Source organism: Sphingobium sp. FW306-1B-F04DB (genome assembly GCF_058781925.1).
The window spans coordinates 269,190-294,818 of the sequence record NZ_JBYSXE010000001.1 but is presented as its reverse complement, the minus strand read 5'-3'; the positions used below and the strand labels follow the sequence as shown (position 1 = coordinate 294,818).

General features: G+C 63.3%; 24 protein-coding genes. 14 read left to right on the top strand and 10 right to left on the bottom strand.

Annotated features, from left to right (window positions below; translation table 11 throughout):
- Positions 1 to 16: 16 nt before the first annotated feature.
- A complete protein-coding gene (locus tag AC3WJD_RS01380) occupies positions 17 to 688 on the bottom strand; it encodes a squalene/phytoene synthase family protein (RefSeq protein WP_492743817.1) in 672 nt (223 codons plus the stop codon).
- Between the two features lie 135 nt (positions 689 to 823).
- Here AC3WJD_RS01380 and AC3WJD_RS01375 point away from each other — a divergent pair, with 135 nt between their 5' ends.
- The 3 genes from AC3WJD_RS01375 to AC3WJD_RS01365 are packed head-to-tail and all read left to right on the top strand — an operon-like array spanning position 824 to position 4,061.
- Positions 824 to 2,818 (top strand): pilus assembly protein, encoded by a 1,995-nt coding sequence (locus tag AC3WJD_RS01375; RefSeq protein WP_492743815.1) that lies wholly within the window; start codon positions 824 to 826, stop codon positions 2,816 to 2,818.
- A gap of 53 nt (positions 2,819 to 2,871) precedes the next feature.
- On the top strand, positions 2,872 to 3,405 hold the full coding sequence (locus AC3WJD_RS01370; RefSeq protein WP_492743813.1) for a TadE family protein: 534 nt from the start codon (positions 2,872 to 2,874) through the stop codon (positions 3,403 to 3,405).
- Positions 3,402 to 4,061, top strand: a complete 660-nt coding sequence (locus tag AC3WJD_RS01365) for a TadE/TadG family type IV pilus assembly protein (RefSeq protein ID WP_492743811.1) — start codon at positions 3,402 to 3,404, stop codon at positions 4,059 to 4,061. The genes AC3WJD_RS01370 and AC3WJD_RS01365 overlap by 4 nt, the downstream gene beginning before the upstream one ends.
- Here the strand turns inward: AC3WJD_RS01365 and AC3WJD_RS01360 are convergent, their stop codons facing one another.
- From AC3WJD_RS01360 to eno, 4 genes are all read right to left on the bottom strand, one after another.
- Positions 4,062 to 5,456 (bottom strand): pyruvate dehydrogenase complex E1 component subunit beta, encoded by a 1,395-nt coding sequence (locus AC3WJD_RS01360; protein WP_492743809.1) that lies wholly within the window; start codon positions 5,454 to 5,456, stop codon positions 4,062 to 4,064.
- The gene (gene pdhA / locus AC3WJD_RS01355) at positions 5,456 to 6,511 is read right to left on the bottom strand and encodes a pyruvate dehydrogenase (acetyl-transferring) E1 component subunit alpha (RefSeq protein ID WP_492743807.1); all 1,056 of its coding nucleotides are present in this window, start codon (positions 6,509 to 6,511) and stop codon (positions 5,456 to 5,458) included. Before pdhA ends, AC3WJD_RS01360 begins: the two co-directional genes overlap by 1 nt.
- A 95-nt stretch (positions 6,512 to 6,606) precedes the next feature.
- On the bottom strand, positions 6,607 to 6,918 hold the full coding sequence (locus tag AC3WJD_RS01350; protein ID WP_492743805.1) for an FtsB family cell division protein: 312 nt from the start codon (positions 6,916 to 6,918) through the stop codon (positions 6,607 to 6,609).
- A 122-nt stretch (positions 6,919 to 7,040) separates the two neighbouring features.
- Positions 7,041 to 8,315, bottom strand: a complete 1,275-nt coding sequence (gene eno, locus AC3WJD_RS01345) for a phosphopyruvate hydratase (protein WP_492743803.1) — start codon at positions 8,313 to 8,315, stop codon at positions 7,041 to 7,043.
- 151 nt (positions 8,316 to 8,466) lie between these two features.
- Here eno and AC3WJD_RS01340 point away from each other — a divergent pair, with 151 nt between their 5' ends.
- The 5 genes from AC3WJD_RS01340 (at position 8,467) to AC3WJD_RS01320 (ending at position 10,664) form a co-directional block, all read left to right on the top strand.
- Positions 8,467 to 9,048: a hypothetical protein gene (locus AC3WJD_RS01340; protein WP_492743801.1), complete on the top strand. Its 582-nt coding sequence runs from the start codon at positions 8,467 to 8,469 to the stop codon at positions 9,046 to 9,048.
- Positions 9,049 to 9,075: 27 nt separating this feature from the next.
- Positions 9,076 to 9,432, top strand: a complete 357-nt coding sequence (locus tag AC3WJD_RS01335) for a phage holin family protein (protein WP_492743799.1) — start codon at positions 9,076 to 9,078, stop codon at positions 9,430 to 9,432.
- Positions 9,429 to 9,791: a hypothetical protein gene (locus AC3WJD_RS01330; RefSeq protein WP_492743798.1), complete on the top strand. Its 363-nt coding sequence runs from the start codon at positions 9,429 to 9,431 to the stop codon at positions 9,789 to 9,791. Before AC3WJD_RS01335 ends, AC3WJD_RS01330 begins: the two co-directional genes overlap by 4 nt.
- Before the next feature lie 3 nt (positions 9,792 to 9,794).
- Positions 9,795 to 10,346, top strand: a complete 552-nt coding sequence (locus AC3WJD_RS01325) for a hypothetical protein (RefSeq protein WP_492743797.1) — start codon at positions 9,795 to 9,797, stop codon at positions 10,344 to 10,346.
- An 81-nt stretch (positions 10,347 to 10,427) separates the two neighbouring features.
- Positions 10,428 to 10,664: a DUF4170 domain-containing protein gene (locus tag AC3WJD_RS01320; protein WP_492743796.1), complete on the top strand. Its 237-nt coding sequence runs from the start codon at positions 10,428 to 10,430 to the stop codon at positions 10,662 to 10,664.
- A 38-nt stretch (positions 10,665 to 10,702) separates the two neighbouring features.
- Here the strand turns inward: AC3WJD_RS01320 and AC3WJD_RS01315 are convergent, their stop codons facing one another.
- From AC3WJD_RS01315 to carA, 5 genes are all read right to left on the bottom strand, one after another.
- Positions 10,703 to 11,332 (bottom strand): rhomboid family intramembrane serine protease, encoded by a 630-nt coding sequence (locus tag AC3WJD_RS01315; protein WP_492743794.1) that lies wholly within the window; start codon positions 11,330 to 11,332, stop codon positions 10,703 to 10,705.
- 8 nt (positions 11,333 to 11,340) lie between these two features.
- On the bottom strand, positions 11,341 to 11,817 hold the full coding sequence (gene greA / locus AC3WJD_RS01310) for a transcription elongation factor GreA (RefSeq protein ID WP_492743792.1): 477 nt from the start codon (positions 11,815 to 11,817) through the stop codon (positions 11,341 to 11,343).
- Between the two features lie 83 nt (positions 11,818 to 11,900).
- Positions 11,901 to 15,239, bottom strand: a complete 3,339-nt coding sequence (carB, locus tag AC3WJD_RS01305) for a carbamoyl-phosphate synthase large subunit (protein ID WP_492743791.1) — start codon at positions 15,237 to 15,239, stop codon at positions 11,901 to 11,903.
- Positions 15,240 to 15,242: 3 nt separating this feature from the next.
- Positions 15,243 to 15,785 (bottom strand): hypothetical protein, encoded by a 543-nt coding sequence (locus AC3WJD_RS01300; RefSeq protein ID WP_492743789.1) that lies wholly within the window; start codon positions 15,783 to 15,785, stop codon positions 15,243 to 15,245.
- Positions 15,786 to 15,824: 39 nt separating this feature from the next.
- Positions 15,825 to 16,988 carry a glutamine-hydrolyzing carbamoyl-phosphate synthase small subunit gene (carA, locus tag AC3WJD_RS01295; protein ID WP_492743787.1) on the bottom strand — a complete coding sequence of 388 codons (1,164 nt, stop codon included), beginning with the start codon at positions 16,986 to 16,988 and terminating at the stop codon, positions 15,825 to 15,827.
- Between the two features lie 130 nt (positions 16,989 to 17,118).
- Here carA and AC3WJD_RS01290 point away from each other — a divergent pair, with 130 nt between their 5' ends.
- The 6 genes from AC3WJD_RS01290 (at position 17,119) to AC3WJD_RS01265 (ending at position 25,628) form a co-directional block, all read left to right on the top strand.
- Positions 17,119 to 17,571: a GatB/YqeY domain-containing protein gene (locus AC3WJD_RS01290; protein WP_492743785.1), complete on the top strand. Its 453-nt coding sequence runs from the start codon at positions 17,119 to 17,121 to the stop codon at positions 17,569 to 17,571.
- A 10-nt stretch (positions 17,572 to 17,581) separates the two neighbouring features.
- Positions 17,582 to 19,435: a DNA primase gene (dnaG, locus tag AC3WJD_RS01285; protein ID WP_492743783.1), complete on the top strand. Its 1,854-nt coding sequence runs from the start codon at positions 17,582 to 17,584 to the stop codon at positions 19,433 to 19,435.
- 19 nt (positions 19,436 to 19,454) lie between these two features.
- Positions 19,455 to 21,488, top strand: coding sequence for an RNA polymerase sigma factor RpoD (rpoD, locus tag AC3WJD_RS01280; protein WP_492743781.1), 2,034 nt, complete (start codon positions 19,455 to 19,457; stop codon positions 21,486 to 21,488).
- A 212-nt stretch (positions 21,489 to 21,700) separates the two neighbouring features.
- Positions 21,701 to 23,845: a TonB-dependent siderophore receptor gene (locus AC3WJD_RS01275; RefSeq protein ID WP_492743779.1), complete on the top strand. Its 2,145-nt coding sequence runs from the start codon at positions 21,701 to 21,703 to the stop codon at positions 23,843 to 23,845.
- Positions 23,846 to 24,001: 156 nt separating this feature from the next.
- Positions 24,002 to 24,673, top strand: a complete 672-nt coding sequence (locus AC3WJD_RS01270) for a DUF6975 family protein (RefSeq protein ID WP_492743777.1) — start codon at positions 24,002 to 24,004, stop codon at positions 24,671 to 24,673.
- A gap of 103 nt (positions 24,674 to 24,776) precedes the next feature.
- Positions 24,777 to 25,628, top strand: a complete 852-nt coding sequence (locus tag AC3WJD_RS01265; RefSeq protein WP_492743775.1) for an AAA family ATPase — start codon at positions 24,777 to 24,779, stop codon at positions 25,626 to 25,628.
- The last annotated feature ends 1 nt before the right edge of the window (position 25,629 follow it).

Genomic DNA, 25,629 nt, shown 5'->3' with positions numbered 1-25,629 from the left:
CCTCCGATATCAAGTCTCAGCGTCCGGTGAGGCGATGGCGGAGCATCCGCAGCGCCCGGCCCGGCGAACCGGGGCGGCGCGCGGCGTCGAGCCCGGCCTCGGCATCGCGCAACGCCAGATGCGCGAGCATGCCGAGCGGTCGCGCTGCGCGTGGCCAGCGAGTCGACAGCGCTCCTCGCAGCATTGGGCCGGCAAGCGCAAGTGCTGCTTCGGCGGTCTTGCGGTCGCTGCAACGAAATGCGAAATCGACCAGCGCCCAGCCCGCGCCTGCGGTTTCGAGCCCGGCAGTATCGGTCGCGCCCAGCACGCGCCCGATCTCGGCAAAAAGCACCCCGCCGCGCTGCCGCGCATAATCTTCCAGCACGGCGGTCGGGAGCGGCAGCGGATCGAGCAGCGCAATCCAGCCTTCGGCCATGTCGGCGAGCCGCCCCGTGCCCTCTCCGCCGGCAACCAGCGTTTCATGCAGCCGTTGCAGCAGCGGTTCGGCGGGGGGCCCCCCGCCTGCCAGCGCGCCGATCGCATCGCGCCACCAGGTCAGCCGCATCGCGCCGATCATCGGTTCGGTCGTGGAACGAATTATGCCCGCCAGCTGCGCGTCCAGCGCCCATATGGTTTCCAGCGCCGCGCGCCGCGCGGGCGGCGCATAAGCCATCGAAAGCGCGATTTCGGGATCGATCGAAGGCGTCACGCCACTTCCTCGTAAACCAAACTCATTCATGGAAAATGGGCGATTAACCACGCCCCGTCAGCTCTCATTAGCCGCGCCGTGGCACGGTGCAGGCTGTCGCGCAATCTATGCAGCGCTTGGGGGTAAGGCCAGAGCATGAAAACGGGACATAAAGCAAAGGGTTGGAGCCGCGGGCAACTCGCGAGACTCGCCTGTGACACCGCCGGCAACACGATGCTGATGATGGCCGCCGCGATGTTTCCGATCATCGGCATCGCGGGCTCCGCGTTCGACATGGGCCGTGCCTATATGGTCAAGTCGCGCTTGCAGCAGGCTTGCGACGCCGGTGCGCTTGCCGGACGCCGCGCGATGACCGCAGCGGATTTCGATGACGATACTGTCGCGAAGGCCGAAGCGAGCAAATTCTTCAATTCAAACTATCCGCAAGGAAGCTTCGGCTCGACGGGCGCGGCCTTCACTCCGACGGGTACCGACGATGGTCAGGTCACCGCGAGCGCAACCGCCACGGTCCCCATGACGCTGATGCGGCTGTTCAACGTGCCCTCGCTCGCCATGACGGTAGCTTGCGATGCGCGCCTCGAAATCGCCAATGCCGATATCATGTTTGTCCTCGACACGACCGGATCGATGGACTGGGACGCGGCGGGCAACGACGTGAACGGCGGGTCGACGTCGCGCATCGTGGCGCTGCGCTCGGCGGTGATGGGCTTCTACGACGTTCTCGATTCGGCGATGAGCGACACTGCGCGGGTGCGCTACGGCTTCGTGCCGTTCTCGTCGGGCGTCAACGTTGGTGGCTTGCTCCAGGCCAACTGGCTGAAAGATCAAACGAAATATCAATCACGGCTCGCCAACTACAATACGCCAGACTACACCGTCGGTTCCACGGCGACGCTGACCAAGGAGACCTACGCGGACGGATCGGGCAACCCGATCTCGATCTCGCAGAACAATTGTTCGAAATATGGACGCAACGAGAGCTTCAGTGGCTTCAATCCTGCGCAGACGGGGAATCCGGTGCAGACCGGTGGCGGACCGCCGCCTGCAGCAACTACGCACATCACTTATTCGAACGACTCGGATGCGGGCGATGACTGGGGCTGGACGGACACCGGCATTGACAGTTCGGGCGGCGACCGCAGCTGCCGCCGCAAGCGCGTCCAGCACGTGCAGAATTACACGGGAAGGTACAAGTTCACCAACTGGACCTTCAAGAAAGAAGTGCCGTACGACACCAGCCAGTTCAAGACGGGCGGCAGCGTTACGATGGCCTTCGGCAAAGACGGCACGATGCCGGCCGCGGGGCAGTACAACCCGCTGGAACTCGCGCAGCAGGGGACCGGCGTCACAACCACCTCGGTGAACTGGTCCAACAAATGCATCGAGGAGCGCAAGACGCTCGAGGGGCAAGCGACTTTCCCCGACAACGCCGATGATCTCAAGACCTCGCCCTATAACCAGGCATGGGATCTGGACATCGACATGATCCCGACGTCCGATCCGGATACCCGCTGGGCGCCCGCCTGGTCGCGCGTCGTGTTCAACCGCAACAGCTATGCCGATGTGAACAGCTCCAATGACGGGTCGAACCCCACCACCTACTGCCCTGCGGCTGCACGCAAGCTGGACGTGATGACGCGCGGCGATGTGCAGACCTATGTCAACGCACTCAATCCTGTCGGCAGCACCTATCTCGATCTTGGCATCATCTGGGGTGGGCGGCTTGTATCCCCGACCGGCCTGTTCGCGGCTGATAACGCGACCGCACCCAACCGGCGCCAGATCAACCGCCACGTCATTTTCATGACCGACGGCGCCATGCAGCCCAACTCCGCGCTTTATGGCACCTATGGCTATGAAAAGCTGGACCGCCGGATCACCGGCCCCGGCCAGGATCCGGACAATAATGACCTGGCGCTGCGGCACCTCGAGCGTTTCCGCGCCGTGTGCGAAGCGATCAAGGCGCGCAACGTCATGGTATGGACCGTGTCCTTCGCCACTGCGCAGACGCCCGAGATGGTAGCCTGTGCGAGCCCGGGCAAGGCACTGGCAGCCACCACCACCGAGCAGCTCAAACAGCGCTTCAAGGAAATCGCGACGCGCATCGCGGAACTGAGATTGTCCAAATGATCGCCTTGCGCCCCGCCAAGCGGCGTCTCGCGAATGATCGCCAGGGCGCTACCGTGGTCGAGTTCGCGATCATCGCGCCAATCATGCTTGTGCTTACCATGGGCATGATGGAGCTTGGCTATCAGGCCTATGTCCAGACGGTGCTCGAAGGCGCTCTCAACAAGGCGGGCCGGGACTCCACGCTGGAATCGGGCGCGGCTAAGGCATCCGAGATTGATGGAGCCGTGCAAGCCATGGTTCGGGGAATCTCGAAGCAGGCGACCTTCACATCGACGCGCAAGAGCTATCGTTCATTCAGCCGCATTGGTCTGGCAGAGGAATTCACCGATACGAACGCCAATGGCATCCATGATACCGGCGAATGCTTTGTCGATACCAACGGCAACGGACGTTGGGACGCCGAGCAAGGTGCCGATGGCCAGGGCGGCGCCGACGATATCGTCAGCTACAAGATGACCGTGAGCTACCCGCTGCTCTTCCCGCTCGGCAAGTTTCTCGGCTGGCCCAGTCACCGGGAGGTTTCGGCCACCACGATCCTGCGCAACCAACCTTTTGGCGCCCAACAAGCGGAGGCGGTATGCGCATGATCCGACAGCTGCGGCGCGTATGCAACGCACTTCGCCGCGACACGTCCGCGGTCGCCTATGTCGAATTCGCCTACACGTTCCCGGCGGTGCTCGCGATGGGGCTGTACGGCATCGAAGCGACCAATCTGGCACTTTCGCACCAGCGCATCAGCCAGATCGCGCTTGGCATGGCCGACAACACGTCGCGCATTGGCGAGGACAATCCGCTGGCGCTCACCCAGATCCGAGAAGTTGATGTCAACGACAGCCTTGTAGCGGCCAAGCTTCAGGCGGGACGGCTCAAGCTGACCGAGCGCGGCCGCATCGTCATTTCGAGCCTGGAGCGCAATGCGGATGGCGGCCAATGGGTCCACTGGCAGCGTTGCTTGGGCTTGAAGAATTACGATTCAAGCTACGGCGTTCAGGGAACCGGCGCGACGGGGACGAGCTTCCCGGGCATGGGGCCAGCCGGTACGCGCGTTACCGCCCCGGCCAACAACGCCGTGATGTTCGTCGAGATCACGTACGACTATGAGCCGATCGTCAGCTCGGCGCTCTTCGGCACGCCGCGCATCCGCTATACCGCGGCTTATCTCGTTCGCGACGAGCGCGACCTTGCCCAGATATACAATCCGGGCAACGCACCGGTCGCCTCGTGCGCGAACTATACCAGCTGATCAGCGATAGGTGACCTTCTTGACCGCCGTCACCACGCGGTCTGAGTCGATGAGTGCCAGTTTTTCGAGGTTCGCCGCATAGGGCAGCGGGACGTCCTCGTTCGTCACGCGCATGACGGGGGCGTCGAGATCGTCAAAGCCCTGCTCCATTGCCACCGCGACGATCTCGCTCGAGATCGAGCAGACCGGCCAGCCTTCCTCGACCACGACCATGCGGTTGGTCTTCTTGAGGCTCTGCAGCACGGTCGCGGTGTCGAGCGGGCGCAGCGTGCGAAGGTCGATCACCTCGGCATCAATCCCCTCGGCTGCGAGCTTTTCAGCAGCGTCGAGCGCAACGCCCACGCCGATCGAATAGCTGACCAGCGTCACGTCCTTGCCTTCGCGCATGATCCGCGCCTTGCCGATCGGGAGGACGTAATCGTCGAGCTTGGGCACCTCGAAGCTGCGACCGTACATCAGCTCGTTCTCTAGGAAGACGACGGGATCGTTCGAGCGGATCGCGGCCTTCAGGAGCCCCTTGGCATCGGCGGCGTCATAGGGCGCAATGACGATCAGGCCGGGGACCGAGGCGTACCAGGGGCCGTAATTCTGGCTGTGCTGCGCTCCGACGCGGCTCGCGGCGCCGTTGGGACCACGGAACACGATCGGGCAGCGCATCTGTCCGCCCGACATGTAGTTGGTCTTGGCGGCCGAGTTGATGATGTGGTCGATCGCCTGCATCGCGAAGTTGAAGGTCATGAACTCGACGACCGGTCGCAGCCCCGCCATCGCCGCGCCCGTGCCGACGCCCGCAAAGCCATATTCGGTGATCGGCGTGTCAATCACGCGCTCGGCTCCGAACTCCTCGAGCAGGCCCTGCGTCACCTTGTACGCGCCCTGATATTCGGCGACTTCCTCGCCCATCACGAACACGCGTTCATCTGCGCGCATTTCCTCGGCCATCGCGTCGCGCAGCGCCTCGCGCACCGTGGTCTTTACCATTTCGGTGCCCGCAGGGATCGCGGGGTCGGCCACCTGCGCCTTAGCTTCTGACGCCAGCTTCTGCGTACCGCTTTCGGCCTTCTTCGCGCTGCCGGCCTCGCTCTCGGGGAGAGTCGCGGCGGGAGCGGGTTCGGCTGCCGTCGGCGCCGGGGCGGGCGTCGCGGCCTCCTCCCCTTCTCCGCCGATCAGCGCGATCACCGTGCCGACCTTCACGCCATCGGTTCCTTCGGCGACGAGGATCTTCGCGATCGTGCCTTCGTCGACCGCCTCGAATTCCATCGTGGCCTTGTCGGTCTCGATCTCGGCGAGAATGTCGCCCGATTTGACCTCATCGCCTTCCTTGACGAGCCACTTGGCGAGCGTGCCTTCCTCCATGGTGGGGGAAAGCGCGGGCATCTTGAGTTCTACAGCCATCAATATTGATCCACCAGCACGTCGGTATAGAGTTCGGAAGCGTCGGGTTCGGGCGACGTTTCCGCGAAATCGGCAGCCTCGCTGACGACCTTGCGGATTTCCTTGTCGATGTCTTTCAGCGCATCCTCGCTGACGCCGAGCTTCTCGAGCTCGCGCTTCGCCGCTTCGATCGGGTCGGACTTGTCGCGGACCGCCTGCACCTCATCACGCGAACGGTATTTGGCGGGATCGGACATGGAGTGGCCGCGATAGCGATAGGTCTTGAGCTCGAGCAGGATCGGGCCCTTGCCCGAACGAACCCATTCGACCGCCTCTTCGGCAGCACCACGCACGGCGAGCACGTCCATGCCGTCGACCTGGATGCCGGGAATGCGGAAGCTCTCACCGCGGCGATAAAGCTGGTCTTCGGCCGAAGCGCGGTTGACCGAGGTGCCCATCGCATACTGGTTGTTCTCGATCACGAAGATGATCGGGAGCTTCCAGAGCTCGGCCATGTTGAAGCTCTCATAGACCTGGCCCTGGTTGGCCGCGCCATCGCCGAAATAGGCCATCGCGACGCCGCCGTCCTTGGAATATTTGTGCTTGAAGGCGAGGCCCGTGCCCAGCGACACCTGCGCGCCGACGATGCCGTGGCCACCGTAGAATTTATGCTCGACCGAGAACATGTGCATCGAGCCGCCCTTGCCGCGGCTGATGCCCGCCTCGCGCCCGGTCAACTCGGCCATGATCACCTTGGGATCGATGCCATAGGCGAGCATGTGGCCATGGTCGCGATAGCCCGTGATAACGCTGTCGGTTTCCCCGTTCAGCGCCGACTGAAGGCCGACGGCCACGGCCTCCTGGCCGATATAGAGGTGGCAGAAGCCGCCAATCAGGCCGAGGCCGTAGAGCTGGCCTGCCTTTTCCTCGAAGCGGCGGATGAGCAGCATGTCGCGGTAGAACTGGAGCAATTCTTCCTTGCTCGCCTTGTAGCGCTCGGGTTCGCCGGGCCGCTCGCGATTGGTTAGCGGGGCCGGCGCACTCTTGGACGGTTTCGCTGATGATGCTCTTGCCAAGTCGTTCACCTAGGGAGGGAGGAAAGGAACGAGGCGTCTATAAGCGCGCCGTCACGGATTCCGCAACGGCAAGCCGCAAAATCGACCTCAAAAAATCAATTGAGCGGAACGATCACTTCGTCGGGATGCGCAAGCCCGAGTTCGCGACGGATCAACTCGTCCGCCATATCGGGATTGGCCTTCTTCGGATCAAGCAAAGCGACGCGGTTCTGCAGCAGATCGCGCTGCTTCTCGAGCTTGGCGAGCTCGACGCGCTGCTGATCGAGCTGGCGGCTATAATCGCCCCAGGCGAGCACGCCATTCTTCCCCACCACCGCATAGCCGCCGAAGATCGCGATCACGAGCATCATGATCGCAGTCGGTGCGGCCGAACGAAGCAGGGAAAGGGCGGAAATCGCGCGTGTCATCGTGATTCCTTGAATCACAGCCGATTCGCCGACGCAAGCCGTTTTTGTGCCGCCGCACGCCTTTTGCGACGTACGGCGGCACAAAAGCCGATTCCGGGCAGTATCGAGCGGCTTTCGCTACCTCAGCCGAAGATCGCGCGACCCGCATAACGCGCGACGGTGCCCAGCTCCTCCTCGATGCGGATGAGCTGGTTGTACTTGGCGAGCCGGTCCGAACGCGCAAGGCTGCCCGTCTTGATCTGGCCGCAGTTGGTCGCGACCGCGAGATCGGCGATCGTCGAATCCTCGGTCTCGCCCGAACGGTGCGACATCACCGCGGTGTAGCCCGCGCGGTGCGCCATGCTGACCGCCTCGAGCGTCTCGGTGAGCGTGCCGATCTGGTTGACCTTGACCAGCAGCGAGTTGGCGAGATCCTTGTCGATGCCCATTGCAAGGCGCGCGGGGTTGGTGACGAACAGGTCGTCGCCGACCAGCTGAACCTTGCCGCCGATCTTGTCGGTCAGGATCTTCCAGCCCTCGAGATCGTCCTCGGCCATGCCGTCCTCGATCGACAGGATCGGATAGCGTGCGCACAGGTCGGCGAGATAGTCGGCCATCTCGGCGGGCGAGAAGGTCTTGCCCTCGCCCACCATCTGATAGGCGCCGTTTTTGAAGAATTCGGTCGAAGCGCAGTCGAGCGCGAGCACGACGTCGTCGCCGGGCGTGTAACCTGCCTTCTCGATGCTTGCCATGATGAAGTCGAGCGCGTCGGTGGTCGACGCCAGATTGGGCGCGAAACCGCCTTCATCCCCGACCGCGGTCGACAGGCCCTTTTCGGACAGGCCCTTCTTGAGCGTGTGGAAGATCTCGGCGCCGTAGCGCACCGCTTCGGCGATGCTGTCGGCGCCGACGGGCATGACCATGAATTCCTGGAAGTCGATCGGGTTGTCGGCATGCTCGCCGCCGTTGATGATGTTCATCATCGGCACGGGCAGCATGTGCGCCGAAACCCCGCCGACATAGCGATAGAGCGGGAGGCCACGCGAGTCCGCCGCGGCCTTTGCCGTGGCGAGGCTGACACCGAGGATCGCGTTCGCGCCGAGCCGGCCCTTGTTCTCGGTGCCGTCGAGGTCGATCATCACTGCGTCGACTTCGCTCTGGTCCTCGGCATCGAGGCCGAGGATCGCCTCGGCGATCTCACCGTTCACCGCCTCGATCGCCTGGGTGACACCCTTGCCGAGATAATAGCCCTTGTCGCCGTCGCGCTTCTCGACCGCTTCATGCGCACCCGTCGAGGCACCCGAGGGCACCGCAGCGCGGCCGAAGCTGCCGTCTTCCAGATGGATGTCGACCTCCACGGTCGGGTTGCCCCGGCTGTCCAGGATCTGGCGTGCGTGAACGTCGATGATCGCGGTCATGTGTCTCGCTTTCTTGGGTGGGTGGGAAAGGTTGCGGGCCTCCTATCGGGGAAGCCATGCAAAGGCAATTGCCCCGAAAGCCTTGCGGAACCCGTTCGCAATCGCGATTGTTGTAGCTGTGAATCGAATTCCGCAGATGGGAGACATGTTCATGGCTGAAGGCACGACCCCCAAGAAGACCGCGGCAAAGAAGCCGGCTGCCAGGAAACCCGCGGTACCGAAGACGGCAGCGAGCGCTGCGCCGAAGCCCATCGCCAAGAAGGCGGAGCCTGTGAAGAAGGCGGCGACCCGTGCAGCGCCCAAGGCCAAGGCCAAGGCCAAGCCCTCGCCGCTCAAGGCCAAGGCCAATGAGGCGACCGCGGCGGTGAAAAAGGAAGCGAAGGCGCTCAAGCAGCAGGCGAGCGAGCGTGCACACGAGCTTGCGGCACAGGGCAAGGATCGCGCGACAGGCGCGCTCGATAATGTCGCAAAACTGATCGGCGACGCCGCGGGAACAGTCGACGAGCGCGTCGGCGCGCAATATGGCGACTATACGCGCAAGGCGGCTGAAGCGGTGGCCAGCTTCGCGACGACGCTGAAGGGCAAGGATGTCGACGCACTCGTCAAGGACGCGGGAGATTTCGTGAAGAAAAGTCCCGCCGTCGCGATAGGCGCGGCTGCAGCGGTCGGCTTCGTGCTTGCGCGCTTGATCAAGGCGGGTTCGGATGACTCCGGATCGAACAAGAAGGCCTGAACTTCACCGACGTGAGGGGAGCCAGCGGTGAGTGATCAGCGTGTGGAGCAGGAGGAAGAGGGCATCGGCGATCTGCTTGGGCAGCTCGTCGATGACGCCGAAACCTTTGTAAAGGCCGAAATCAAGCTCTATCGAGCACAGGCGCTGCATCGCCTGGCAGGCTATCGCAAATATATCGTCTTTGCAGCGATCGGCGCGCTGCTCGGGCTATGTGCAACGATCTTGCTGCTGATGGCCGCGGTGTTTGCGCTGGCACCCTTTATCGGGGTTGTGGGGGCGGCGCTGCTGATCGCGATCCTGGCGCTCGCCGTCATGGCTTTGTTGTTCAGCATCGTGAGCGAAAAGGTCCGCAACGACCTGGACGAATTCGGGGCGGGCAGATGAGCCGAACCGAACGCGAACTTGTTCTTGCGCGCGAGGAGGCGGCACGTGCACGTCAGCAACTGACCCAGCTGCTTGTAGAGATCCAGGGGCGGCTCAAGCCTAGCGCACTGATCGAGGAAGCCGTGGAGGAACTGCGGGAAAAGGTGGAGGAACTCGCACAGGAAGGCATTGCGCTGGTGAAGGAGCGTCCCGCGGTTGCGGCCGGCGCGGTGGCGGCGGTGATAGCCTGGTTCTTCCGGGGGACGCTGTGGAATGTCGTCGCTTCGGCCTTTTCGCGCCCCGAGGCAACTGCCCCCGCCCCGCAAGAGTTACACCCAGGCACAAGGCGCCCGCCTAGCGCCCGCCGGAATGGAGGATGAAACATGACGAACCCGATCAGCGACAATGCCCGCAAGGTTTCGGCGCTGGCGAGCGAGAAGCTTGGCGTTGCGAGTGAGCAGGTGAAGGAAAGCGCGCACGCCGCACGCGAACGCGCCGAGGCGGCCTATGCCAGCGGCCGCGCCAAGGCGTCCGAAGCCCTGGAAAGCAGTAAGGCGAAGGCACGCAAGGCCTATTCCAGCGCCGAGCAGGGCGCCAGGGCCGCCAAGGCCAAGACGAGCCAACAGGTGCAGGATAACCCCCTCGCCTTCCTCGTCGGCGGCATTGCGCTGGGAGCACTGGTCGGTTCGCTGCTGCCGCGCACCGAGCGCGAGACCAAGGCGCTGGGAGCGACCGGCAAGAAGATCAATCAGAGCGCGTCCACGGCGGCGAAGGCGGCGAAGAGTGCGGGGCAGAAGAAGCTCGACGCGCTTGGCATCAATGCCGACGCAGCCAAGTCACAGCTCGGCCAGTTTGTCGGCGCAGTGGTCACCGCGATCGAAGAAGCCGGCTCGGCCGCGGGCAAGAGTGTCGGCGGATCGGGCAAGAAGGGCTGATTTCCGCTACGTCAAGATTGACGGCGAGGCGCAGCCTGCCTAGGGACCACCGCAAATCCCAACAGATTTGGTGACACCTTCATGAGCAAACTGCACCTCGTCTTCGGCGGTCGCGTCAGCGATCCGCAGACCCTCGATTTCGACGATCTGAAATCGATCGATATCGTCGGCGTTTTTCCCGACTATGCCAGCGCCGAAAAGGCGTGGCGCGCGGCGGCACAGCGCACCGTTGACGACGCCGAGATGAAATATGTCGTCGTCCATCTGCACCGCCTGCTCCAGCCCGACCTGATCGCGCCGGCGAACAAGGGCGCATAAGCATTGACAACGCGCTCGGCGAGAGCCGGAGCGTGCCATCACGCCTTGCGGTAGCGCCAGAGCAGCAGCGGGCGCGCGAGCAGCAGTCCCACGATGAAGCCGCCGATATGCGCGGCGATCGCAATGCGCGTCATCGAACCCCATGTCGCAATGCCGAGCAGTGCCTGAATGACGATCCAGGCGACAGCCAGCCAGGCGATCTGGATCACGCGCGCGGGAATTGGACCCAGCGGCCGGATCCTGTTCTGGCCGAACAGCATCGCATAGCAACCGAAAATCGCGGATATCGCCCCGCTGGCGCCAATCATCGGCGCGACATTGCCCGGATCCCAGAAATATTCGGCGCCCGCCGATACATAGGCGCCGGCGAGATAGAGCACGCCCAGTCCCCAACGACCAATCGCTGCCTCGACGAACCGGCCGCAATAGAACAGCATCAGCATGTTGAAGGCGAGGTGGAACAGATCGGCGTGAAGCAGCACCGCCGAAAGTGGCGTCAGCCAGGCGGGCAGCGCCCCTTCGAGCGCTAGCGCCCCCGACAGTCGTGCGGGGAAGAAACCCCCGATGCCAACCGCCAGATCCTCATAACCCGTCAACGTCAGCAGCAACCAGATCGCGCTGGTGGCGATCACCAGCGCGTTGGTCACCTTACCCTGCGGGATACGCATCCCGGCGATCAGATGAATTCGATCTTGGACACCAGATAGTAGCGGTCGCCCGAGGGCACCGAAACCTCGACCTCGTCGTCGACCTGGCGCCCGATCAGCGCGCGGCCGAGCGGCGAGTTGTACGAGATGCGGCCCACCTTGGCGTCCGCCTCGGTCTGGCCGACAATCTGATACCTGACGGGCTTTTCGTCCTCGTCGAGCAGCGTCACGGTCGCGCCGAAGATCACCTTGTCGCCCGACAGCGTCGTGGGATCGATGATCTGCGCGCGGCTGAGGCGGTCCTCGATATCCGCGATCGACGCCTCGATCTGGCCCTGCCGTTCCTTGGCGGCGTGATATTCCGCGTTTTCCGACAGGTCGCCGTGCGCGCGCGCTTCCTCGATCGCATCCACGATCTCCGGGCGCTCGGCCTTGAGGCGGCGGAGACCTTCCGTCAGCTTCTCATAGCCCTCTGCCAGCATCGGCAATTTTTCGACGGTCGCCATCCAACTGTCCTTTGTCAAAGCTTCCCCCAAGCGGCTTCACCCCTGAAGTGAAAAGCCGCCCGCCACGCTATAATTTGTCGGGATCAGGCGTGTGAGGCTGAATAATAGGATTGCAGCGACCGCACTTCAAGGCTCTGGTTCCGAAGCGCTTCGATCGCGCGTGCCGAAGCGACGCTCGCCGTCGCCGTCGTATAGTATGGAACCTTGCCCAATAGTGCGGATACGCGGATCGACTGCGAATCCTTGTGCGACTGCCAGCCCTCGGTGGTGTTGAAGATCAGGTCGACTTCGCCATCCTTGATCCGATCGACGATATTGGGGCGCCCCTGCGCCACCTTGTTGACCCGTTCGACCGCGATACCGGCGTCTTCGATGAAGTCGGCGGTGCCGCCCGTCGCGAGAATGCTGAACCCCATTTCGGAAAGCAGGCGCACGCCCGGCAGCACGACGAGCTTGTCGGTATCCTTGACCGACACGAACACCGTGCCTTCGAGCGGCAGGTCGTCGCCCAGGCCAAGCTGCGACTTGGCGAAGGCGATTGCGAAATCCTTGTCGATTCCCATCACTTCGCCGGTGGATTTCATTTCTGGTGACAGCACCGGATCGACGCCGGGGAAGCGCGCGAACGGGAAGACCGCCTCCTTCACCGCGACATGGTTGATCGCGTGACGGTCGATCGTCGGCAGGTCCTTCAGCTTCTCGCCCGCCATCACGCGCGCGGCGATCTTGGCGATGGGCTGGCCGATCGCCTTGGCCACGAAGGGCACTGTGCGGCTGGCGCGCGGGTTGACCTCGATCAGAAAGACCTTGCCGTCCTTCACCGCGAACTGGATGTTCATAAGGCCCTTCACCTCGAGCGCGTGCGCAAGCAGCTCGGTCTGGCGCTCGATCTCGCTGATGATGTCCTGCGGCAGGCTGTAGGGCGGGATGGTGCATGCGCTGTCGCCCGAATGGACGCCCGCTTCCTCGATATGCTGGAGCACGCCCGCGACCACGACATCGTCGCCGTCGCAGATCGCGTCGACGTCGACCTCGATCGCGTCGCGCAGATACTGGTCGATCAGGACAGGGCTGTCGCCCGACACCTGCACCGCGGTCTGGATATAGTCCTCGAGCTGCTGCTGGCCGTCGACGATCTCCATCGCGCGCCCGCCGAGCACATAGGAGGGGCGGATCAGCACGGGATAGCCGATGCGCTCGGCGACCGCGATTGCTTCCTCGCGGCTGCGTGCGATGCCGTTGGCGGGCTGGAGGAGCTTGAGCTTGTTTACGAGCGCGGCGAAGCGCTCGCGGTCTTCGGCAAGGTCGATCGCGTCGGGGCTGGTGCCGAGGATCGGGATGCCCGCATCCTCAAGCGCCTGGGCGAGCTTCAGCGGCGTCTGGCCGCCGAACTGTACGATTACGCCGGCAAGCGTGCCGTTCTGCTGCTCGACATGCAGGATCTCGAGCACGTCCTCCGCGGTCAGCGGCTCGAAATAGAGCCGGTCCGAGGTGTCGTAATCGGTGGAGACCGTCTCGGGATTGCAGTTGATCATGATCGTTTCATAGCCCGCCTCATCGAGCGCGAAGCACGCGTGGCAGCAGCAATAGTCGAACTCGATCCCCTGCCCGATCCGGTTGGGGCCGCCGCCGAGGATGACGACCTTCTTGCGGTCCGTGGGCTGGGATTCGCACTCGGGCTCGCCGAAGGCGGGCGCCTCATAGGTCGAATACATGTAAGGCGTCTTCGCCTCGAACTCGGCGGCGCAGGTGTCGATGCGCTTGAAGACGGGGCGCACGCCGAGCTTGTGGCGCAGCTTGCGCACCTCCTGCTCGGTCACCCCGCCCGTCATCGCGACCACCGCCTCGCGGATCAGCCCCGACCCGCGCGCGACCGCACGGTCCATGCCCTTGGCCAGATGCGCCGATTGCAGCGCAAGCCAGGCGAGCCGCTTGTCCGAGAAGCCCATCGCCTTGAGGCGGCGCATGCTCTTCGTCTCACGCGGCAGACCGTTTTCGATCACCTCACGCTCCGCGGCGATGATCTCGGCCATGCGCTCGAGGAACCAGCGATCATATTTGGAAATCTGATGGATTTCCTCGACGGTCAGCCCCTCGCGCAGCGCCTGCGCAGCGATCAGCAGCCGGTCAGGCGTTGCGCGTGACAGCGCCGCCACGATGTCGTCCTTGGGCGCGCCGATCAGGTGGTCGATGGTGTTGAAGCCCGAAAGCCCGGTCTCGAGCCCTCGCAGCGCCTTCTGTATCGATTCATGCATGTTGCGTCCGATCGCCATCACCTCGCCCACCGACTTCATCGCGGTCGAGAGGATCGGCTCGGAGCCCTTGAACTTCTCGAAGGCGAAGCGCGGGATCTTGGTGACGACATAGTCGATCGTCGGCTCGAAACTCGCGGGCGTCGCGCCGGTGATGTCGTTGTCGATCTCGTCCAGCGTGTAGCCGACCGCGAGCTTCGCCGCGACCTTGGCAATCGGGAAGCCCGTCGCCTTGGAGGCGAGCGCCGAAGAGCGCGACACGCGCGGGTTCATCTCGATCACGATCAGGCGGCCATCCTTGGGATTGACCGCGAACTGCACGTTCGAACCACCTGTTTCGACGCCGATTTCACGCAAGCAGGCGATGCTCGCGTTGCGCATGATCTGGTATTCCTTGTCGGTCAGCGTCAGCGCGGGCGCGACGGTGATCGAGTCCCCGGTATGAACCCCCATCGGATCGACATTCTCGATCGAGCAGATGATGATCGCGTTATCCTTGCGGTCGCGCACCACCTCCATCTCATATTCCTTCCAACCGAGGAGCGATTCCTCGATCAGAACCTCGGTCGTCGGCGAGGCTTCGAGCCCGGTCGTAACGATGTGGACGAACTCGTCCTTGTTATAGGCGACGCCGCCGCCGGTGCCGCCCAGCGTGAAGCTCGGGCGGATGATCGCGGGCAGGCCGACGAATTCGAGCGCGGCCATCGCGTCGTCCATCGAATGCGCGATCCGCGAGCGCGCGCTTTCAAGGCCGATCTTGTCCATCGCGTCGCGGAATTTCAGTCGGTCCTCGGCCTTGTCGATCGCCTCGGCATCGGCGCCGATCATCTGGCAGCCATATTTTTCGAGCGTGCCGTCGTTGAACAGCGTGAGCGCGGTGTTGAGCGCGGTCTGCCCGCCCATCGTCGGCAGCAGCGCGTCGGGGCGCTCCTTCTCGATGATCTTGGCGACGATCTCGGGGGTGATCGGCTCGACATAGGTCGCGTCCGCCAGATCGGGATCGGTCATGATCGTCGCGGGGTTCGAGTTGACGAGGATGATGCGATAGCCCTCCTCGCGCAGCGCCTTGCACGCCTGCGTCCCCGAATAGTCGAACTCGCACGCCTGCCCGATGACTATTGGACCTGCGCCGATGATGAGGATGGAGGAAATGTCAGTGCGTTTGGGCATTATTTATCCTCGAATTGCTGCCACTATCGCAGCTAGACACGTTGCTACCTGAACTATATTTGCGAATGCAGGATCTCGAACCAATGCGATGAGGCCCTGCCGCGGAGGATTTGGAAGGTCGATCAAGATTTCCAACGCCCGAACAAGTCCAATTATTTGCGACCTAACTTCATTGTCCGTGATATTTTCGCATATATCTTCAATTTCACTGACTATATTCAAAACCTGTTCAATTTGAACAGGGCTAACAACACCTGTCCAATTTGCGCTATTAATCCTATTCACTGGCTCAAGAATATCTGAATTCAGCGCGCGAATGCCTTTGGGACTCAGTCGGAAGAACTGAATTCTACCTTGCTGATTAAGCTCAACAAAACCCCAATCAGTAAGCCTCCTAAGCGTCTGCCGCGTTGGCAAGCTTTTGCTCTTCAGAATATGCCTGACGTGCGAACTAGTGGTCCATCCATCGTCGAGAATCGACGGAAACTCATGTGACAAACGAACGTGCTGCTTATCGATAGAGTCTAGCGTCTTGAGGATATCCACCTCCCACTCGCTAAGCGATCCCTGCTCTGACATATGCAGCTAGCGTAGCCTCTTCACGAACTTCTCGAACAGATAGTGGCTGTCCTGCGGACCCGGGCTCGCCTCGGGGTGGTACTGCACCGAGAACACCGGCTTGTCGGTAAGTTCGAAGCCGCAGTTGGAGCCGTCGAACAGCGAGACATGCGTCTCGCGCGCATTGGCCGGCAGGCTGTCCACCTCGACCGCGAAGCCGTGGTTCATGCTGGTGATCTCGACCGCGCCGTCGTCGAGGCGCTTGACCGGATGGTTCGCGCCGCGATGGCCCTGATGCATCTTGATCGTCTTGCCGCCGACCGCGATCGCGAGGAGCTGGTGGCCGAGGCAGATGCCGAAGATCGGCTTGCCGACTTCCAGCAACTCACGGATCACGGGCACCGCATATTCGCCAGTGGCGGCGGGGTCGCCGGGGCCGTTGGAGAGGAAGATGCCGTCGGGGTTGAGCGCAAGCACCTCCTCGGCGGTCGCGGTCGCCTTCACGACGGTCACGCGCGCGCCCGCGGCAACGAGGTTGCGCAGGATATTGCGCTTGAGCCCGTAATCGATCGCGACGACATGCGGGCGGTCGTCGGTCGCCTCGTTGAGGCGATAGCCGTCCTTCAGCGTCCAGAGGCCGTCGTGCCATTGATAGCTCTGGAGCGTCGAGACCTCCTTCGCGAGGTCCATACCCTCGAGCCCCGGCCATTCGCGCGCCTTTTTCAGCAGCGCGTCGATATCGAATTCGCCCCAGGCATTGTGCGCGATCACGCCGCTGGGGGCGCCCTTGTAGCGGATGCGGCGGGTGAGCGCGCGCGTATCGATCCCGGCGAGGCCGATCCGGCCATTGGCCTTCAGCCACTCGTCGAAATGCTGGATGTTGCGGAAGTTGCTGGGGGCGGTCACGTCCTCGCGGACGATCAGGCCGAGCGCATGCGGGTTGGTCGCCTCGACATCGTCGCGGTTGGTGCCGACATTGCCGATGTGGGGAAAGGTGAAGTTGATGATCTGCCCCGCATAGGACGGATCGGTCATCACTTCCTGATAGCCCGTCATCGCGGTGTTGAAGCAGACCTCGCCGACCGCTTCGCCGCTGGCGCCGAATCCCCTGCCCCACAACACCGCACCGTCAGCCAAAACCAAGACCCCCGTCGCTCCATCGGGCGCGCGTAGGGATTTGGCGTCGGCCATGACAATGTGCTCCTGGGCTGTCGGTTAAACGGCCGCGTCACTAGGTGCCACGCCCGGCCGGGTCAATCTATTAAAATCCGCGTGGGGCCGCTAAGCTGTTCCTTTCCGAAAGTTCAGCCGAAAGCACCCCATGATTCGCGACGAGATCAAAGCCGCGCAGATCGCCGCCATGAAGGCCGGCGACAAGGAAACTACCGCCGCCGTGCGCCTGATCCAGGCCGCGCTCAAGAACCGTGATATCGAAGCGCGTACCGGCAAGGCGCCCGATGACGACGACGCGCTGGTGGTCGAGGTCCTGCAGAAGATGGTCAAGCAGCGCCGCGAATCGATCGAACTCTATGAAAAGGGCGGTCGCGCCGAGCTGGCCGAGGCCGAGAAGGTCGAGTTGACGGTGATCGAACGCTTCCTCCCAGCGCAGATGAGCGAGGACGAAACCCGTGCCGCGATCGAGGCAATCAAGGCGGAGACGGGCGCCGCGTCGGTCAAGGACATGGGACGCGTGATGGCGGTGCTCAAGGAGCGCCATGGCCCGCAGCTCGACATGAGCAAGGTCAGCGGGCTGGTGAAGGCGGCGCTGGCGTGATCGGGAGAGGATGAGCCTCACCCCTCAATTCCTCGACGAACTCCGCGCGCGGACGCTGCTGTCCGCGCTGATCGGCAAGACCGTAAAGCTCCAGCGCGCGGGGCGCGAGTTCAAGGCGTGCTGCCCGTTCCACAATGAGAAGACGCCCAGCTTCTACATCAACGACGAGAAAGGCTTTTATCACTGCTTCGGCTGCTCGGCGCATGGCGATGCGATCCGCTGGCTGACCGACCAGCGCGGGCTGCCCTTCATGGATGCGGTGAAGGAGCTGGCGCAGACGGCGGGCATGGACGTCCCTGCCCCCGATCCGCATGCGCAGGAGCGCGCCGAGCGCGCGACCGGACTCCACGCCGCGATGGAGCGCGCGCAGCTATGGTTCGAGGAGCAGCTCACGGGCATGGAAGGGGCCGAGGCGCGTGCCTATCTCAAGAAGCGCGGCGTCTCGGAGAAGACGCGCAAGGCGTTCGGCTTCGGCTTTGCCCCCGACTCGCGCGGCAAGCTGAAGATCGCACTCAAGGATTTTGGCGTCGAGACGCTGATCGAGGCGGGATTGCTGATCGCGCCCGAAGGCGAACGCGAGCCCTATGACCGTTTCCGCGGCCGTCTGATGATCCCGATCCGCGACCAGCGTGGGCGCGTGATCGCGTTTGGCGGGCGGATACTCGGCGCGGGCGAGCCCAAATATCTCAATTCGCCCGACACGCCGCTCTTCGACAAGGGGCGCACGCTCTACAATCTCGACCGTGCTGCGCCCGCAGTACGCAAGGCGGGGCGCGTCATCGTCGTCGAAGGGTATATGGACGTCATTGCGCTTGCGCAGGCGGGGATTGAAGAAGCCGTCGCGCCGCTAGGCACCGCGCTCACCGAGATGCAGATCGAGCGGCTGTGGCGGATGACCGAGACGCCCATCCTCTGCTTCGACGGGGACAATGCGGGGCAGAAGGCTTCGATTCGCGCAGCCGAACGCGCGCTGCCGCATCTCGAGCCGGGACGTTCGCTCAAATTCCTGACGCTGCCCGCGGGGCAGGACCCCGACGATCTGGTGAAGTCCGGCGGACGCCAAGCCTTCGAGGCGCTGCTCGCCAGCCCCGAAGGTCTCGCCGACCGGCTGTGGCGGCACGAGCATGAGGCCGAGCCGCTCGATAGCCCCGAGGCGCGCGCGGGCTTGCGTCGACGGCTCAACGCGCATGCCAAGGCAATTGGTGACGGCGATGTCCGCGAGCAATATTTCGCCGAGTTCCGCGAGCGTTTCGATGCGCTCTACAACCAGCGCCGCGATTTCCGGCCGCAACAAGCCTTTCGCCCCCGCCCGGGCGGGCGTTGGCAGCCGCCCGAACGGCCCGTTTCCGGCATTGCGCGCACGGTTAGCCGGGAGGGCACCGATCCTGCCATGGCACGGCTCGTTTTCGCGGGTCTGCTCGATCACCCAAGCGTGATCGCGCCGCACGCGGAGGCGATTTCCGCGCTGCAACTCGGCGATCCCGCGCTAGAGCAATTGCGCGCGATACTGATCGATGCCGGGCTTACGATCCCGCATCTTGATCGGGCGCTGCTCGACCCCATATTGGCCGCGGCGGGCCTGGAGGCGCTTGCCAAACGGCTGCGCACGACAAACAGGCTTGCCTTTTCCGCGAAGCGAAGCAATGCCGATCCGGATATAATACGGCGTGATCTGGCTTTGACTATAGAGGCATTGGCAATCCGCCCCGAGCTCGACGCCGCATTGGCGGCCGCGACGGCACGGCTGGAACGCGAGACGGATGACGATGTTTTTGAAGAGTTGCGCCGCTTGCGCGCGGCGCGCGATGAGGCAGAAGCAAGGCTCGCGGCGCTGACGCAGGGCGACGATGATGCCGGTGGGTGACTTGGGACAAGGCGAATACATGGCAAAGACGAACGCGGCGGAGACCAATGAGGCGACCGAGGGTGGGGATGCACCGCTTATCGACCTCAACGAGGCTTCGCTCAAAAAGCTGATCGCCCGCGCCCGCAAGCGCGGCTACATCACCTATGACCAGCTCAACGAGGCGTTGCCGCAGGATCAGATGTCTTCGGATCAACTCGAAGACATCATGGCCGCGCTCAACGAAATGGGCGTCAACATCGTCGAGAACGAGGATGCTGGCGAGGACGGCGAGGAACAGCCTGACCAGGACGACGAGGTCGAATCGGTTGATTCGGGTGACGGCAGTTCGGGCAATGTCGCCGAGAAGAAGCGCGAGACGGTCGATCGCACAGACGATCCCGTGCGCATGTATCTGCGCGAGATGGGCGCGGTTGAACTGCTCTCGCGCGAAGGCGAGATCGCGATCGCCAAGCGCATTGAGGCTGGCCGCGACACGATGATCCTCGGCCTGTGCGAAAGCCCGATCACCTTCAATGCGATCATCGACTGGTCCACTGCGCTCAATGAGGGCACGATGCAGCTGCGCGAGATCCTCGATCTCGACGCAATGCTTTCCAAGGATCCCGCGCCCGAAAGCCTCACCGACGAGGATGAGGAAGGCGACGGCGAGATTTCCGAGAAGACCGCGGGCCCCTCCTACAAAGAGGAAGAGGACGTCGAGGAAGAATCCGCCGACGGCGATGACGAGGATTCGATGACCGAGCGGCGCGCCAAGCGCCCCTCGGATGACGAGGAAGAAGACAACACGCTCAGCCTCGCGCAGATGGAAGAGACGCTGAAACCCGCGGCGCTCGAGAAGTTCGCGAACATCACCTCGCTCTACAAGAAATTCTCCAAGATTCAGGCGGCGCGCCTGGAGGTGCTCGCGGTCGGCAACGAATTCTCGGCGAACGAGGAAGCCAAGTATCAGAAGCTGCGCGAGGATCTGACCGCCGAGGTCGAGAGCGTGCAGTTCCACGGCGCCAAGATCGAGTATCTTGTCGACCAGCTCTATTCGTTCAACCGCCGCCTGACCGCGCTTGGCGGCCAGATGCTGCGTCTCGCCGAGCGCCACAAGGTGCCGCGCAAGGCCTTCCTCGACGAATATGTCGATCACGAGCTCGAAGACGGCTGGATGGACCGGGTTGCGAAGATCGACAAGAAATGGGCGGCGTTTGCGGACAACGAGGTCGATGCCGTCGACCGCATCCGCAGCGAGATCGGCGAGATCGCGCAGGCGACCGGCATGTCGCTCAACGAGTTCCGCCGCATCGTCAACATGGTGCAAAAGGGCGAGCGTGAGGCACGTATCGCGAAGAAGGAGATGGTCGAGGCCAATCTCCGCCTCGTGATCTCGATCGCCAAGAAATACACCAACCGCGGACTGCAGTTCCTTGACCTGATTCAGGAAGGCAATATCGGCCTGATGAAGGCGGTGGATAAGTTCGAATATCGCCGCGGCTACAAGTTCAGCACCTATGCGACCTGGTGGATCCGTCAGGCGATCACGCGCTCGATCGCGGATCAGGCGCGCACCATCCGCATCCCGGTCCATATGATCGAGACGATCAACAAGCTGGTCCGCACCAGCCGGCAGTTCCTCCACGAGCAGGGCCGCGAGCCCACGCCCGAGGAAATGGCCGAACGGCTGTCGATGCCGCTCGAAAAGGTGCGCAAGGTGATGAAGATCGCCAAGGAGCCGATCAGCCTCGAAACGCCGATCGGCGACGAGGAAGATTCGCACCTCGGCGATTTCATCGAGGACAAGAACGCGATCATCCCCGTGGATGCCGCGATCCAGGCGAACCTCAAGGAAACCGTCACCCGCGTGCTCGCCAGCCTGACCCCGCGCGAGGAGCGCGTGCTGCGCATGCGCTTCGGCATCGGCATGAACACCGACCATACGCTCGAGGAAGTTGGCCAGCAGTTCAGCGTGACGCGCGAGCGTATCCGCCAGATCGAGGCCAAGGCGCTGAGGAAGCTCAAGCATCCCTCACGCAGCCGCAAGATGCGCAGCTTCCTCGACCAGTAAGCGCGCGCAGACGATGATATCGGGGCGGCGACTGCCAGTGCAGCGCCGCCCTTTTCGTGCGCGCCCGCCACCGTTCTCCCTTGATGCGCGGAACAACTCGCTCTAGCGCGGGCATACATCACACATTCATCTTCCATTCCGGAAACCGCCCAGCGCCCGCGTGCCAAGGCGTCTGGGGGACAGTCACGACCATGTCGAAATGCCGCATGCCGATGGCCCTGTTGCTGGCCTCGACCGCATTGCTCGCGGCGACCGCGCACGCGCAGGACATGGCGGCGGAGGATGATCCAATCGCTGCCGAGGCCGTTGCCGAAGGCGAAGACGACCTGCCGATCGTCGAAACCGCACAATCGACGAGCGTCATCACCGTCGACCGTTTCGAGGCGATGGGCGCGCTCAATCTGCAGGATGCACTGCGCTACGCGTCGGGCATCCGCACCGAAGCCTATGGAATCGACACGCGCGGGGATTACGGCTTCATTCGCGGCATCGAGGCGCCAATCTATCAGGACGGGCTGCGTCGCCCCTTCGGCTATCCCTTCAGCCCGCGCCCGGAAATCTTCACGCTCTCGCGCATCGAGGTCCTGCGCGGACCGTCGCAGATGCTTTATGGGCAGGGATCGACGGGCGGGCTGCTCAATCTGGTCACCAAGCGCCCGGAATTCGAAACGCAGGGTGAGCTTTTCGCATCCTATGGCAGTTTCGACACACGCGAATTCGGCCTTGACCTGACCGGCCCGATCGCAGGGGATCAGCTCGCTGGCCGCGTGATCGGATTATGGCGCGAGGGTGATTCCCAGACCGATTTCGTGAGTGAGCGCCGGTGGATGCTCAACGCATCGCTGAGCTGGCAGATCGGCGAGGATACCAGCCTCACCTTGCTCGGGCTGGCCCAGGACGACGACAGCGGCTGGGCCGGGCAGTTCCTGCCGCTCATCGGCACGCTCTACGACGCGCCCAATGGGAAATTGCCGTGGAGCACGCAGCTCGGCGAGCCGTCGACCGACCGCATCGATGTCGACACGCAATGGGTCGCCGCCGATTTCTCGCACCAGTTCTCGCACGTCGTCGAGTTCCGTCAGAAGCTGCGTTACGAATGGTTCAACACGAACCAGACGCTCCACTACGCCGATGTCTATTCTGATCCCGCAAATCCCTATGTCGATGCATCCGATCTCTATCTGAACGTCTGGTTTCCTGAATATGCGGCGCGCGGCGATGCGCGTATTCTCAACCGTCGCGCCTTTGGCGAGGTTTCGCGATCAAAGGCCCTGAGCAGCGACAGCCAGTTCCAGTTCGATTTCACCACCGGGGATTTCACGCACAAGCTGCTCGCGGGTGCCGATTATCTCCGCAACAGCACGAGGCTGCGCAGCGCGGGAGGCTATTCCGGCGCCGGCGCCTTTGATGCCAACGGCATGCCGATGCTCTCGCTCGCGCCCTCGACGACGCCGATCGATGCCTATGACCCCGTCTATGGGAACGTCCTGCAATTCGATTTCGTGGCGGACGCGCAACAACAGGTGCAGACGCAATTCGGGTTGTATCTACAGACGCAGACGCGTGCCTTCGATACCGCGATCATCCAGTTCGGCCTCCGCCGCGATCGCGTCGAGGATCGGGCGACGGGCGGCAAGACGGTGATCCATAACGCAACCACGGCGCGCGCCGGCTTGATGGTGGATCTGGGGTATGGCCTGATGCCCTATCTGGGCTATTCCGAATCGTTCCTGCCGATCAACGCGCGAGACGCGGCGGGCGGCGCCTATCTGCCGCAACGGGGCAAGCAGTTCGAGGTCGGGTTGAAATGGCAACCCGACACGGCCACGCTGGTCACGGTCGCGACCTATGAGATGAAGGATCGCAACAGGCTGCGGACCGATCCGTTCAACCCCTTTGGCGCGATCCAGGCGGGCGAGGTCCGCACCCACGGCTACGAGTTCGAGGCGTCGAAAACGATCGCCGACAAATTCGATATCATCGCGAGCTACAGCTATGCGCGTGCCAGGGATCGTTCCAACGGCAATCTGCAGGTGGAAAGCGTGCCGCGTCACCTCGCCTCGATCTGGGGGATGACGTATCTGCCCGTGAACGACGTGCTCGGAGTCCAGCTTGGCGCCGGGGCGCGCTACGTCGACGAGAGCATTTCGCGGAATGCCGCGGGAGGTTTCCTCGTCTCCAGCCCCGATTATGTGCTGGCCGACGCGCTCCTGGCGCTCGATCGCCGGCCCTGGAATTTGGCGATCAACGCCACCAACCTGTTCGACAAGAAATATTACACCACCTGTCTCGGCCGCGGCGACTGTTTCCTCGGGCTTCGCCGTACCGTGACCGCGACGCTCGGCTTCAGTTTCTGATCCGACACGATGCGCGCCCGGCGGTGGCTGCCGCAATTTCTAACTAGCGCCCTAACGCGAAATAAACCGCGTCTTTACGCCCCCGTCGTACAACGGCCGCGAGATTGAATGATTGCGCGCTTCGGTGCGCGATCCACAGGCTTTGAGGAATAGGGAATGGCGATACAGGCTATTCAGACCGCACGTACCGGGGGCGTTTCCGACATGCTCGCGGCGCTGGTCGAAGCGGACGGCTCGGGCGCGCAGGGCTATGCGCATTCGGTCGATCTACTGTCGGGGCGGCACGCCACGCGCAACCTGGCCGACGCCGTGCACTATCTGTGCGTGCTCCACGGCCGGCATCCCGGTGTGATTGATCTCGCCGCGACCAAGACCGTTCACGCCGCGTCGCGCGGCTGGCTGATCGAGGCGGCGGACGGTTTTGCGCGTGAGCGCGGCTATCTGACGCGCCTCACCGTGGCCGCCGGGCCTATCCCAAGCACGCCTGGCCAGGCCGAGTGCGAGGCGGCGGTGATGGGGCAACGTCACGCGCTCGAAATGCTCGCACAATCCGATCGTGTCGGCTGTGCGCTGGGCGCCGCGATTGCGCTGATCGTGGACTGGAAGGCGATCCGCCGCGTGCTCGATACCGCCGCAGAACGTCTTGGTATCCCCGTCCAACCCGCGCGTCTTCCCGACGAGCGCGAGACGCGCACCGTTGCGATGACCGTCGCTGAGACGCCCAGCGTCGAACGCGCGCTCGGCTTCGGCGCACAGCAGATCCTCGCGCAGCACCGCGGGCTCTGGGACGTGCTCGAGGCGCGCAACGCGGCGCGCGCCGACTACTGATCGCCCCGCATCATCGAACTTCCGCGGAATCGGGCCTTGCGTCCGCCGCGTCGCCACCCTATCGCTTACCTTAACGTAAGGTGGAAGCGAAGAGGATCAGCGCATGCGTTTCAGCGGAACCGACAGCTACGTCGCAACCGACGACCTGAAGGTTGCGGTCAACGCAGCGGTCACGCTCCGCCGCCCGCTCCTCGTCAAGGGCGAGCCCGGCACGGGCAAGACCGTGCTGGCGCAGGAAGTTGCCGATTCGATCGGCGCGCCGCTGATCGAATGGAACATCAAGTCGACCACCAAGGCGCAGCAGGGCCTGTACGAATATGACGCGGTCGCGCGGCTTCGCGACGGCCAGCTCGGTGACGAGCGTGTCCACGACATCGCCAACTATATCCGCAAGGGCAAGCTGTGGGAGGCTTTCACCTCCCCTACCCTGCCCGTGCTGCTGATCGACGAGATCGACAAGGCCGACATCGAATTCCCCAACGACCTCCTCCAGGAGCTCGATCGCATGGAATTCCATGTTTACGAGACCAAGGAGACGGTGAAGGCGGCTGAGCGCCCGATCGTCATCATCACCTCGAACAACGAGAAGGAACTGCCCGACGCGTTTTTGCGCCGCTGTTTCTTCCACTATATCAAGTTCCCCGAGCGCGACACGATGCAGGCGATCGTCGATGTGCACTTCCCGGGAATCCAGAAGATCCTGGTCCATAAGGCGATGGACATCTTCTACGAGGTCCGCGACGTCCCCGGGCTCAAGAAAAAGCCGTCGACGAGTGAACTGCTCGACTGGCTCAAGCTGTTGCTCGCCGAAGACATGCCGCTCGACGTGCTGCAGTCGCGCGATCCGACCAAGGCGATCCCGCCGCTCCACGGCGCGCTGCTCAAGAACGAGCAGGATGTGATGCTGTTCGAACGCCTCGCCTTCATGGCGAAACGCCAGCAGGGCGGCCGCTGAC